10 protein-coding genes are annotated in these 12404 nt (G+C 69.0%); 2 read left to right on the forward strand and 8 right to left on the reverse strand.

Translation table 11 applies throughout. The features are described 5' to 3' along the window. Positions 1-7: 7 nt before the first annotated feature. The 5 genes from U5809_RS28625 to U5809_RS28645 all read right to left on the reverse strand — a co-directional run bounded on the left by U5809_RS28625 (position 8) and on the right by U5809_RS28645 (position 6303). Entirely contained in the window at positions 8-313 is a 306-nt protein-coding gene (locus tag U5809_RS28625; RefSeq protein WP_322088981.1) for a DUF485 domain-containing protein, read from the reverse strand. 265 nt (positions 314-578) lie between these two features. Then, positions 579-1757 carry a CaiB/BaiF CoA-transferase family protein gene (locus tag U5809_RS28630; RefSeq protein WP_322088982.1) on the reverse strand — a complete coding sequence of 393 codons (1179 nt, stop codon included), beginning with the start codon at positions 1755-1757 and terminating at the stop codon, positions 579-581. 30 nt (positions 1758-1787) lie between these two features. Continuing rightward, on the reverse strand, positions 1788-2924 hold the full coding sequence (locus U5809_RS28635) for an acyl-CoA dehydrogenase family protein (protein ID WP_322088983.1): 1137 nt from the start codon (positions 2922-2924) through the stop codon (positions 1788-1790). Positions 2925-2938: 14 nt separating this feature from the next. Beyond that, on the reverse strand, positions 2939-4147 hold the full coding sequence (locus U5809_RS28640; protein ID WP_322088984.1) for an acyl-CoA dehydrogenase family protein: 1209 nt from the start codon (positions 4145-4147) through the stop codon (positions 2939-2941). A 29-nt stretch (positions 4148-4176) separates the two neighbouring features. Continuing rightward, positions 4177-6303 (reverse strand): 3-hydroxyacyl-CoA dehydrogenase NAD-binding domain-containing protein, encoded by a 2127-nt coding sequence (locus tag U5809_RS28645; RefSeq protein WP_322088985.1) that lies wholly within the window; start codon positions 6301-6303, stop codon positions 4177-4179. A 148-nt stretch (positions 6304-6451) separates the two neighbouring features. Between U5809_RS28645 and U5809_RS28650 the strand changes: the two genes are divergently transcribed. Beyond that, positions 6452-7414 carry a LysR family transcriptional regulator gene (locus U5809_RS28650; RefSeq protein WP_322088986.1) on the forward strand — a complete coding sequence of 321 codons (963 nt, stop codon included), beginning with the start codon at positions 6452-6454 and terminating at the stop codon, positions 7412-7414. A gap of 71 nt (positions 7415-7485) precedes the next feature. Next, positions 7486-9360, forward strand: a complete 1875-nt coding sequence (gene ggt / locus U5809_RS28655) for a gamma-glutamyltransferase (RefSeq protein WP_322088987.1) — start codon at positions 7486-7488, stop codon at positions 9358-9360. A gap of 58 nt (positions 9361-9418) precedes the next feature. Here the strand turns inward: ggt and U5809_RS28660 are convergent, their stop codons facing one another. Genes U5809_RS28660 through tauA form a run of 3 tightly spaced genes read right to left on the reverse strand, consistent with a single transcriptional unit; the run spans position 9419 to position 12220 of the window. Then, positions 9419-10378 carry an ABC transporter permease subunit gene (locus U5809_RS28660; protein WP_322088988.1) on the reverse strand — a complete coding sequence of 320 codons (960 nt, stop codon included), beginning with the start codon at positions 10376-10378 and terminating at the stop codon, positions 9419-9421. Continuing rightward, on the reverse strand, positions 10378-11175 hold the full coding sequence (locus U5809_RS28665; RefSeq protein ID WP_322088989.1) for a taurine ABC transporter ATP-binding protein: 798 nt from the start codon (positions 11173-11175) through the stop codon (positions 10378-10380). Before U5809_RS28665 ends, U5809_RS28660 begins: the two co-directional genes overlap by 1 nt. 28 nt (positions 11176-11203) lie before the next feature. Further along, entirely contained in the window at positions 11204-12220 is a 1017-nt protein-coding gene (gene tauA, locus U5809_RS28670) for a taurine ABC transporter substrate-binding protein (protein WP_322088990.1), read from the reverse strand. Positions 12221-12404: the final 184 nt, after the last annotated feature.

Here is a 12404-nt window from a genome sequence, read left to right on the forward strand (position 1 = left end):
GCCTCCGTTATGAACGCTGCAGGATCGCGTCGACGCGGCGGTCGAACGCACGGTTCGCGCGCAGCACGTAGCACGCGGTCAGCCCGATCGCGACGAGGATGATCGCGACACCCGCGGCGATCCCGACCGTCGTCGTCGCGCCGCGGTACAGCGGCGCCGCGAGCACATGCGGCGCGAGCGCGACGAGCAGAATGAAGCCGTAATACGTGGCGACCATCAGCGCTGTGAGCGTGAAGCTGAAGCGGCGCCGTGCGCGCACGAGTTGCCGGTAGTCACGGCGCGCCGTGACCGATTCGATGACGGAAAGCTCCATGGTGTCTGTCTCCTGTCGACCAGAGTTGGCGCTTTAGCGCCTTACTCTGGTCCCATGCTTTGCGGTCGACCAGAGTTGGCGCTTTAGCGCTTACTCTGGTCCCATGCTTCGCGGTCGACCAGAGCTAGCGCATCAGCGCCTGCTCCAGTCCCGCCGAGTGCCCTCGTCGTTTCGCGAGGGGTGTTTTGTGGATGGCCGGCGCGTCGACCGATCCGCCCGCGCCGCGGCGGAGAAAGGCAATCCGGTGAAAAGGACGATGCGCGCGTCAGACCACCCGATCCGCACGCAGCCGCGCGACCTCGTCGGCCGACATCCCGAGCCAGCCGCCGAGCACCGCATCCGTATCGGCGCCGAGCACCGGTGGCGCACCGCGCACCGGCAGCCGTGCGCCGTCGAACCGGTACGGCGGCGCCAGCACGTCGACGCCGCCCGCGACCGGGTGCGGCTGCCGCGTAACGAGCCCCGCGCTCGTCGCGCGTTCCGACTTCAGCGCTTCGTGCAGCCCGAGCACTTCACCGCACGGAATGCCCGCGTCGGCGAGCGCCGCGAGCAACGTCGCGCGGGACCGGCACGCGAGTTCACGACGAATCTCGGGCAGCAGGTCGGCACGATTCTCCGAGCGGCCGAGGTTGGTCTTGTAGCGCGCGTCGGCCGCGAGGTCGGGCCGCTCGATCGCATCGCAAAAGCGTGCGAACTGCGTGTTGTTGCCGACCGTGATCACGAGCGGGCCGTCGGCCGCGTCGAACACGCCGTACGGCACGATCGACGGATGTGCGTTGCCGTAGCGCGGCGGGTCCTCGCCCATCAGCAGCGCGTCGAGCCCGTAGTACGCGGTGATCATCAGCCCGCAGTCGAACAGCGCCATCTCGATGCGCCGCCCGCGCCCGGTTGCATGGCGTTCGTACAGCGCGGCGAGGATCGCCTGCGCCGAGTACATGCCGGTGAACAGGTCGACCGCCGCGACGCCGAACTTCAGCGGCGGCTGGCCGGCCTCGCCCTGCACGACGAGGTCGTAACCGGGCCGCGCGGCTTCGGCGCCCGACCGGTCGTAGCCGGAGATCGCGCAGTGCACGAGGCGCGGATTCAGTTCGGCCAGCGCGTCGTAGCCGAGCCCGAGCTTTTCCGCGCCGCCGAACTTGAAGTTGTGAAGCACCACGTCGGCCTGCGTGGCCAGCTCCCGCGCGAGCCGCCGCCCTTCGTCGGTCTGCAGGTCGAGACAGATCGAGCGCTTGCTGCGGTTCACGCTGTTGAAGTAGGTGGTTTCGGTATCGCCGATCCTCAAGCCCCAGTCGCGCGTGTCGTCGCCGCGCGCCGGATGCTCGACCTTGATCACTTCCGCGCCGAAATCGGCGAGCACCATCGCGCACCACGGGCCTGCCAGCACCCGTGAGAAATCGAGCACCTTCACGCCGGCCAGCGGCAATGCGCGCGATTCGTTCGTCATCCTTGTCTCCTCCATTCGCGTCGTTCGTCTTTATTGTTTCGACAGCGCGATGTAGCGCGCGAGATGATGATCTTCATCGCCGAGCTGGTGATCGATCATCACGAGGCGCTTCGCGTAGTGCGACAGCGGCAGCTCCCACGTCATCCCGATCCCGCCGTGCAGCTGGATGCTCTCCTCGGCGACGAGCGTGCCGATCCGGCCGATGCTGTATTTCGCGGCCGCCAGCGCGCGTTCGCGCACCGCGCGCGGCGCGTCGAGCTGCGCCGCAGCGTTGATCACGGCCGAGCGCGCCTGCTCGACTTCGAGCAGCAGGTCGGCCATCCGGTGCTGCAGCGCCTGGAAGCTGCCGATCGGCAGCCCGAACTGCTTGCGCGTGCGCAGGTACTCGAGCGTGTGTTCCTTCGCGACATCCATCGCGCCGAGCGCTTCCGCCGACAGCGCAAGCAGCCCGTAGCCGATCACGCGTTCGAGCAACCCGGCGCCCGCTTCACCGTCGTGCGCGCCGAGCGCCGCGTCGGCCGACAGCGCAACATGCTCGAAGCGTACTTCGGCCGCACGGCCGCCGTCGATCTTCCGGTAGTCGCGCAACGACACGCCCGATGCGTCGGCCGGCACGACGAACAGGCCGATACCGGCCGCGTCGTCATCGGCGCCCGACACGCGCGCGCTGACGACGAAGAACGCCGCCTGCGCGGCCTGGTCGACGACGCCCTTCGCGCCCGTCAGCACCCAGCCGTCGCCCGAGCGTTCGGCGCGCGTGCGCACGGTTGTCAGTTCGTAGTGCGAGCCCGGCTCGTCGTGCGCAAATGCCGCGCTCACGTTACCGTCGATCAGCGCGGCAAGTCTGTCGCGATGCGCGTCGCCGCCGGCGAGCGACAACGCGCGGCCCGCGAGCAGCGCGCCGAGAAACGGCTCGACGACGAGCCCGCGCCCGAGGCACTCGAACACCACGGCGATGTCGAAGCCCGCGCCGCCGAAACCGCCGTCGGCTTCCGCGAACAGGGCGCCGACCGTGCCGAGTTCGGCAAAGCGCCGCCACATCGCGCGATCGAAGCCTTCGGCCGACTGTGCGATGCGATCGCGCACCGGGAACGCGTACTGTTCGGCGATGAAGCGGTTCAACGTGTCCGCCAGCATCCGGCGGTCTTCTGTGTGCTGGAAATCCATCGTCGCGCTCCTCGTTACAGCCCGAGCATCATCTTCGCGATGATGTTCTTCTGGATCTCGTTCGAGCCGCCGAAGATCGACAGCTTCCGGTTGTTGAAATACTGCTGCGCGGCGCTCGCGGCCTCGTCCGGGCCGACCGGCTCGCCGTCGTAATCGGCATTGAGCGCCTCGTCGACGAACGGCTGCGCGTACGGCCCCATCGCACGCCGCATCAGCGCCGTGATCTCCTGGCGGATCTGCGTGCCGCGGATCTTCAGCATCGAGCTTTCCGCACCCGGTGCGCCGCCGCCCGCGACCGCGGCCAGCACGCGCAGGTTGGTCGTGCGCATGTTCTCGAGTTCGATCTCGACACGCGCGACGCGCGCCGCAAAGAACGGATCGTCCGCGAGCGGCCGGCCGTTCTTCGTGACCTTCGCGGCGACCGCGCGCAGCCGGTCGAGCGCGGCCGTCGAGAAGCCGATCCCGGCGATATTGGTGCGCTCGTACGTGAGCAGGTATTTCGCGTAGGTCCAGCCGCGGTTCTCTTCGCCGACGAGGTTTTCCGCCGGTACGCGCACGTCGGTGAAGAACACCTCGTTCACCTCGTGTTCGCCGTCGAGCGTGATGATCGGGCGGACTTCGACGCCCGGCGTGTTCATGTCGATCAGCAGGAAGCTGATGCCTTCCTGCTTGCGTACGTCGGTCGCGGTGCGCACGAGGCAGAAGATCATGTTCGCGTAGTGACCGAGCGTGGTCCACGTCTTCTGGCCGTTCACGATGTAGTGCTCGCCCTGCGCGTCGAGCCCGCGCACCGCGCTCGTCTTCACCGCCGCGAGATCGGAACCGGCGCCCGGCTCCGAGTAGCCCTGACACCACCAGTCGGTGCCGTCGAGGATGCGCGGCAGCCAGCGGCGCTTCTGCGCTTCGTTGCCGTACTTGATCAGCACGGGCCCGAGCATGTTCACGCCGAACGGCACGATGCGCGGCGCACCCGCGAGCGCGCACTCGTTGTCGAACAGGAATTTCTGCGCGACGCTCCAGCCGGGGCCGCCGTATTCGCTCGGCCAGTGGCTCGCGAGCCAGCCGCGCGCGTTGAGGATCGCGTGCCATTCGCGCATGTCGTCGCGCGTGAGGTGCAGGCCGCCCTTTACCTTGCGCGCGATGCGCGCGGGCAATTCGGCTTGCAGGAAGCGCTGCACTTCCGTGCGAAAAGCTTCCTCTTCGGGAGTGAAATTGAGGTCCATCTTCGTTCCGTGGCGAATGCGGTTGGCGTTCAGTCGATGCGGTTCAGGCTCGCGAAATCCGCGCCGCGCGCGACGAGATCGACGAGCAGCGGCGACGGCTTCCAGAACAGCGGATCTTCCTTCGCGAACGTGCGGATATCGGCGAGCACGTTCGCGAGGCCGAGCGTGTCCGCGTAGTGCATCGGGCCGCCGCGATAGCGCGGAAAGCCGTAGCCGCACAGGAACACCGCGTCGACGTCGAGCGGGCGCAGTGCGATCTTCTCGTGCACGACGTTCGCGCCTTCGTTGATCATCGCGGCGAGGTAGCGGCGCATGATTTCATCGTCGGTGAACGTGCGCGGCGTGATGCCCTTCTTCGCGCGCTCTTCCGCGACGATCGCGTCGACTTCCGGGTCGGGCGTGCCGACGCGCGCACCGTCCGGATACAGGTAGTAGCCGCGCGCGGTCTTCTGCCCGAACCAGCCGCGCTCGCACAGCCGGTCGGAAATCTCCACGTAACGTGCGCGCGGGTCGCGCGTCGCCGCGCGGCGCTTGCGGGTCGCCCAGCCGATGTCGCCGCCCGCGAGGTCGACGACCTGGAACGGCCCCATCGGGAAGCCGAATTCGCGCACCGCGCGATCGATCTGGTACGGCGACGCGCCGTCTTCCATCAGGTAGTCGGCCGCCGTGCGATAGACGGCGAGGATCCGGTTGCCGATGAAGCCGTCGCACACGCCCGCGCGCACCGGTGTCTTCTTCAGTTGCTTCGCCAGCGCGAACGCGGTCGCGACGACGTCCGCGCTCACACGCGCCGGCACGACGATCTCGAGCAGCTTCATCACGTTGGCCGGCGAGAAGAAATGCAGGCCGATCACGTCGGCCGGCCGGTCGATGCTCGCGGCCAGTTCGTCGATGTCGAGATACGACGTGTTGGTCGCCAGCACCGCGCCCGGCTTGCACACGCGTGCGAGTTCGGCGAACACGGCCTTTTTCACGGCCATGTCTTCGAACACGGCTTCGATCACGACATCGGCCTGCGCGAGCGCGTCGTACGACGTGCTGCCCTTGAAACGCGCGAGCCGCGCCGCGTGCGCGGCCGGCGTCATCCGCCCTTTCGCGACGAGGCCGTCATACACCTTCTCGACATGCGCGCGGCCGCGGGCGAGCGACGCTTCGTCGCGTTCGATCATCGTCACCGGCAGCCCGGCGTCGAGCGCCGCGACCGCAATGCCCGCGCCCATCGTGCCGCCGCCGACCACGCCGATCCGCTCGACCGGCCGCGCGCTCGCGCGTCGCGCCTCGGGCGCCTTCGCCGCTTCACGCTCCGCGAAGAACGCATGCACGAGCCCCGCGCGCTGCGGGCTGTCGATGCATTGCAGGAAGAGGCTGCGTTCGAACTTCATCCCCGCGTCGAACGACTGCGTGAGCGCGGCCTCGACCGCGTCGACGATCTTCGCCGGCGAGAACAGTCCGCGCGATTTCTTCGGCAGCTCCGCGCGCGCCGCGTCGATCGCGGCCTGCGCGGCCGCGCGGTCGGCCAGCCCCTGCGCATCGCGCGTGCGGCGCACCGGTGCGCCGAGCGACACGAGTTCCTGCGCGTAGGCGAGGCCTTCGGCGAGCGTGTCGTCGCTGTGCGCGATGCGGTCGACGAGGCCGAGCGCGAGTGCTTCCTCGGCGCTTGCATGGCGGCCCGTCAGCATCAGGTCGAGCGCGGCCTTCGCACCGATCAGGCGCGGCGCGCGCTGCGTGCCGCCCGCGCCGGGCAGCAGGCCGAGCGTGACCTCGGGCAGCCCGAGCTTCGCGCCGGGCACCGCCAGCCGGTAATGCGCGGCGAGCGCGACTTCGAGGCCGCCGCCGAGCGTCGCGCCGTGCAGCGCGACCACGACCGGCTTCGTGCCCGATTCGATCCGCTCGCACACGTCGGGCAGCGACGGCGGCACCGGCGGCTTGCCGAATTCGCGGATGTCGGCGCCCGCGATGAAGTTGCGGCCGGCGCCGACGATCAGCACCGCGCGGATCGCGTCGTCGGCCTGCGCGGCGTCAAGCGCGTCGGCAAGGCCGCGCCGCACGTCGGCGGACAGTGCATTGACGGGCGGATGGTCGATCGTGACGACGAGCACCTTGTCGCGGCGTTCGCGCGTGACCGGGCCGGCTTGGGGGGTGGCGGGGGAATTCATGGCGTCTCCAGTCTGTGCACCAGGCATGACTCGATTCTCGATTGATCGAGATTCATTGACAATTCCCTCTCCGTTTTACAAGCTGTCAAGTCTGACTTGACACTGGATGCTTTCCGACCATTAAACGGGACGGATCAGGAGCGAGAACATGGACCTGAACGCGCTGACGCTGCTCGTCGAGATCCTCGACGCCGGCAATCTCAGCAAGGCCGCGCAGCGGCTCAAGATGAGCCGCGCGAACGTCAGTTACCGGCTGAACCAGCTCGAACGCTCGATCGGCCAGCAGCTCGTGCGGCGCACGACGCGGCGCATCGATCCGACCGAGATCGGGCTGAAGCTCTACGAGCACGGCCGGCGCATCCGCAACGAGCTGCTCGCCGCGCAGGAATCGGTGACGACGCTCGGCCAGGACCTGCAGGGCCGCGTGCGGCTGTCGGTGCCGAGCGGCTACGGACAGATGGTGATGTCCGAGTGGCTGCTCGCGTTCAAGCGGCTGCATCCGGGCATCGTGCTCGACGTCGTGTTCGAGAACCGCGTGGAAGACCTGATGCGCGACGAGATCGACATCGCGGTGCGCGTGATGCCGGAGCCGCCGCAGAACCTCGTCGCACGCGACATGGGCGCGGTGCGCTACGTCGCGTGTGCGTCGGCCGCATTCGCGGCCGCGCACGGGATGCCGTCGAGCCTCGGCGCGCTGGCCGCCGCGCCGGTCGTCACCGCGACGGTGATGGGCCGGCAACTGCGGATCGCCGCCTATCTCGGCGACGAGCGCCACGAGGTGCTGCTCGAACCCACCTTGATTTCGGAGAACTTCCTGTTCCTGCGCCAGGCGATCCTCGCGGGGATCGGTGTCGGCATCGTGCCCGACTACGTGGTGCAGGACGACATGCGGCGCGGCACCGTCGTCACGTCGCTCGATGCGTACCGGCTCAGCATCTTCGGCACGCACATGTACATGCTGTACATGCCGAACCGGCACCACACGCGCGCGACGTCGACGTTCATAGAGTTCATCCTCGAACAGGCCGGAAAGACCGGCCGGGGCGGGCCCGGCGGGATTCGTCAGGGTTTTCTGTCGGATGACAATCCGCCGGCGGCGCGGCGACAATAGCGCGCCGGGGCCGGCAGCCGCGTTGCGCCGGCGCCATCGCCTCATTCGAATTCACTGCTGCCGAGGGTTCAATGTTCGACCGGATTCGCCCGCCTTCGCGTCCCTGGACGCTGCTTGCCGCCGTCGCGCTCGTCGCCCTCAACGCCGGCTGCACGTCCCCGTCCACGCCGTCGGGCGCCGTCGTCCCGGTCGCGGCCGCATCGGGCGCGGCCGTCCCGCTGCCCGGCGTTCACACGCCCGAGCTGTCGTCCGGCTGGACCGACAAGCCGGGCTGGACCTCGCAGCGCTTCATGATCGCGGCCGCGAACCCGCTCGCGACGCAGGCCGGCTACGACATGCTGAAGGCGGGTGGCACCGCGATCGACGCGGCGATCGCCACGCAGATGGTGCTCGCGCTCGTCGAACCGCAATCGTCGGGGATCGGCGGCGGCGCGTTCATGCTGTACTTCGACGGCAAGGCGACGCAGGCGTACGACGGCCGCGAAACCGCGCCGGCCGCCGCGACCGACCGACTGTTCTACGGGCCGACCGGCCAGCCGATGAGCTTCTACGAAGGCGTCGTCGGCGGGCGCTCGGTCGGCACGCCGGGTGTGCTGCGCATGCTCGACGCCGCGCACCGCGCGCATGGCAAGCTGCCATGGCGCCGGCTGTTCCAGCCGGCGATCCGGCTCGCCGAGCACGGCTTCACGATCAGCCCGCGGCTCGCGACGCTGATCGCGAACGACCCGTACCTGAAGAACGACCCGGCCGCGCGTGCGTACTTCTACAACGCGAACGGCACGCCGAAGACGGCCGGTACGGTGCTGAAGAACCCCGCGCTCGCGACCGTGCTGCGCCAGGTCGCCGACCACGGCGCGAACGCGTTCTACAGCGGCGCGATCGCGCGCGACATCGTCACGAAGGTGCGCAAGCATCCGACCAATCCGGGCCTGCTGTCGCTGCAGGATCTCGCGCGCTACAAGGCGAAGGTGCGCACGCCGCTATGCGCCGGCTACCGGCGCTCGGTCGTGTGCGGAATGCCGCCGCCGTCGTCGGGCGGCCTCGCGATCGCGCAGATGCTCGGCATCCTCGAGGCGATGCCCGACTGGCAGCAGATCGGCGCGCAGAAGCCGGTGCGCAACGATGTCGGCTACGAGCCGACGCCGTTCGCCGCGCACCTGTTCAGCGAAGCCGGCCGCCTCGCCTATGCGGATCGTGCGCGTTATGTCGCCGATCCCGATTTCGTGCCGCTGCCGGGCGGCAACTGGGCGAGCCTCACCGACAAGACCTATCTCGCACAGCGCGCGCGGCTGATCGGCGACAGCAGCATGGGCGTCGCGCAGGCCGGCACGCCGCAGGGCGCGACGCTCGCGATGGCCGACGACCGCAGTCCCGAATTGCCGTCGACGTCCGACATCGCGATCGTCGACCGTTACGGCCAGGCGCTGTCGATGACGACGAGCGTGGAGGATGCGTTCGGCTCGCGGCTGATGGTGCGCGGCTTCATGCTGAACAACCAGCTCGCCGACTTCTCGTTCGTGTCGAACGACAACGGCCGGCCGGTCGCGAACCGCGTGCAGCCGGGCAAGCGGCCGCGCTCGGCGATGTCGCCGGAACTCGTGTTCGACAAGAAGACCGGACAGGTGACGATGGTCGTCGGCTCGGCCGGCGGCCCCGCGATCATCAATCACGTCGCGAAGACGCTGGTCGGCGTGCTCGACTGGGGCATGACGATGCAGCAGGCGATCGCGCTGCCGAACTTCGGGTCGATGAACGGACCGACGCAGCTGGAACGCGGCCGCGTGTCGGACGGGCTCGCCGACGGGCTGAAGGGCCGCGGGCACGACGTGCAGGTCGTCGAGATGAACTCGGGGCTGCAGGGGATCCAGCGGCTGAACGTGCAGGGGCAGACCGTGTGGTTCGGCGGCGCGGATCCGCGGCGGGAAGGGATTGCGATGGGGGATTGAGTGCGGCGGTCGACGGCGGCGCGTGTGTGTGCGTGTCGCCCGCGTTGCCAGCTTGACGTCAGCCCCGCCCCTTCCACGGCACGATCCGCCGCTCGACCCACCGCATCGCGAGATCGAACAGCCATGCGATCGCGCCGATGATCAGGATCCCCATCACGACGATGTCCGTACGCAGGAAGCTCGATGCGTTGAGCACCATCTGCCCGAGCCCGGCCGTCGCGGCGACCATCTCGGCCGCGACGAGCGTCGTCCAGCCGAACCCGATCGCAATCCGCAGGCCCGTGAGGATCTCCGGCAGCGCGGCCGGCAACACCACGTGGCGCACGATCTGCGCGAAGCTGCCGCCGAGCGAATACGCGGCGTTGATCTGCTCGACCGTCGCCGCGCGCACACCGGCGCGGGCTGCCATCGCAATCGGCGCGAAGCACGCGAGGAAGATCACGACGAGCTTCGCCGTCTCGTCGATGCCGAACCAGATCACGACGAGCGGCAGGTACGCGAGCGGCGGCAGCGGCCGGTAGAACTCCAGCAGCGGATCGAGCACGCCGCGCGCGACGCGGCTCACGCCCATCAGGATGCCGGCCGGCACGCCGATCGCGGTTGCCAGCAGGAATGCGCCGAACACGCGCGCGGCACTCCACAACAGATGTTCGGATAGCGGCAGGCCGCCCTGGATCCGGCCGTGCCATGCATCGACGAACGCCGCCCACACGGCTTCCGGTGCGGGCAGGAACAGCGGCGGCAGCCATTGCCGGTGCGTCGCGACCCACCACAGCACGGCCAGCGCCGCGACCGTCGCCGCGCTCAGCCCCGCCGTCTTCCCTTCCCCCGGCAGCCGGTAGCGGCGCGACGACGGCGCACGACGCGCCGCCTGAGGCCGCGTGCGCTCACCCTGTTCGAAACCTGCGGCCGCGCGATCGGCCGTCCACGAATCCTGCGTGCTCATGCTGTCCTGCCTGTGCAAAGTACTGTTCCGGCCGCGCCCGACGGCCACGCCGTGCCGCGCGAGTTCGCTCATCACGCGGGCTCCGCAACCGCCTCGTCGCGATGCAGGTACGCGATCAACCGCTCGCGCCACGCGATGAAGTCCGGTGACGATTTCACTGCACGCGCATCGCGCGATTCGACGTAGCGGCGCGCGAACGGCAACTCGAACGTTTCCGCAATGCGGCCGGGGCCCGGCGTCATCACGACGAGGCGTGTCGCGAGGAACAGCGCCTCCTCGACGTCGTGCGTGATGAAGAACACCGTCTTGCCGGTGCGCGCCCACACATCGAGCACGAGCGCCTGCATCGTGCCGCGCGTCATCGCATCGAGCGCGCCCATCGGTTCGTCCATCAGCAGCACGCGCGGATCGCTCGCGAGCGCGCGTGCAATGCCGACCCGCTGTTGCATCCCGCCCGAGAGCTCGTACACGCGTGCATGCGCCTGGTTTTCCAGCCCGACGAGCGCGAGCATCTCGCGTGCCCGTGCTTCGCGTTCGGCCTTCGACACGCGCGCGAAGCGCAGCCCGAGCGCGACGTTGTCGAGCACGTCGAGCCACGGCAGCAACGCGTATTTCTGGAACACGACGCCGCGATCGGCGCCGGGGCCCGTGACCGGCACGCCGTCGACGCGCACGTCGCCCGTCGTCGGCGCGACGAATCCGGCCATGCAGTTCAGGAGCGTCGTCTTTCCGCAGCCGGACGCGCCGAGCGCGACGACGAACTCACCGGCATCGATGCGCAAGTCGACGCGCGCGAGCGCCTGCGTCGTCGGCCGGCCGCGCTCGCCCGGATAGTCGACCGATACCTGCCGGACTTCCAGCGTGCTCATGATCAGGACTCCGTGGTGATTGCCGCACTCAGCGCGCGGCCTTCTGCACGAACTGCGGATCGACGCCGGCCGAATAGTCGGCGAGCACCGTCTGGATCGTGCCCTGCGATTTGAGGAACGTGGCCGTGGCCGCGAGCGACTTCGCGGCGCCCGATTGCGCGCCGCCGCCGAGCCACGTCGGCGACGCCTGCTCGGCCGCCGTCGGGAATGCGTAGAGTGCGAGGCTGGCCGGCACGTCCTGCGCGTTCGCGCCCGACACCTTCGCGACCGCCGCGACCTGCGGCGAGCCGACCTTCCACGCGGCTGCATGCGCGCGGTAATCGGCATCGGCGGCCGCCAGCACCTTCACGAAACGCGTGACGAACTCGGGGTTCTCGCGCGCGAACTTGCGGCTCACGACGAAGCCGTCGAAGGTTGCCTTGCCACTTTCCTTCGCAACCTGGCCCGAGGTCGTGAGCACGGTGCCCGACTGCTTGACCTTCGCGAGCACCGGATCCCAGATATAGGTCGCGTCGATGTCGCCGCGCGCCCACGCCGCGGCGACTTCGGGCGGGCGCAAGTTCACGATCTTCACATCGTTCGGATTGACGCCCGCGGCCTGCAACGCGACGAGCGTATGGAAGTGCGACGTCGACACGAACGGCACGCCGATCTTCTTGCCCTTCAGCGATGCGAGGTTCGTGACGCCCGAGCCGTTGCGCGCGACGAGCGCCTCGGCGTCGTTGATGTTGTCGAGTACCCAGAAAAGCGAGATGTCGAGTCCCTGCGAGAGACCCGCCGCGATCGGGCTCGACCCGGCTTCGCCGAGCTGCACGGAGCCCGACGCAAGCGCGCGGATCACGTCGGCGCCGCTGTCGAGCTTGCGAAAGGTGACCTTGTAGCCGGTCGCCTTTTCGACTTCACCGCTCGCCTGCGCGTAGCGCCACGGCACGACCATGTCCTGGTACGCGATCACGACTTCGCGCGATTCGGCATGCGCCGCGCCGAGCGCGGCAAAGGCGGTCAGCGCGACGACGGCGCGGCGGATGAAGCTGAAACGGGACATGCGGCTCTCCTTCGGAATGCGGGCAATGCTGCGGGAGAGCCGACTATAGGAGCTTTGCGCACGGCGGGAGCGAACTTATCCTGCGAAGCTATCGATGCCGTTTCAGCTTTGCTTTCCACGTTCGACCGGATCGCGTGTCCGGTCGGGTGGCGATTGCCGTGCGGCAGCATGGATGACGGCCGCA

The organism is Burkholderia sp. BCC1999 (genome assembly GCF_905339975.1).
In the GTDB taxonomy this organism is placed as follows: domain Bacteria; phylum Pseudomonadota; class Gammaproteobacteria; order Burkholderiales; family Burkholderiaceae; genus Burkholderia.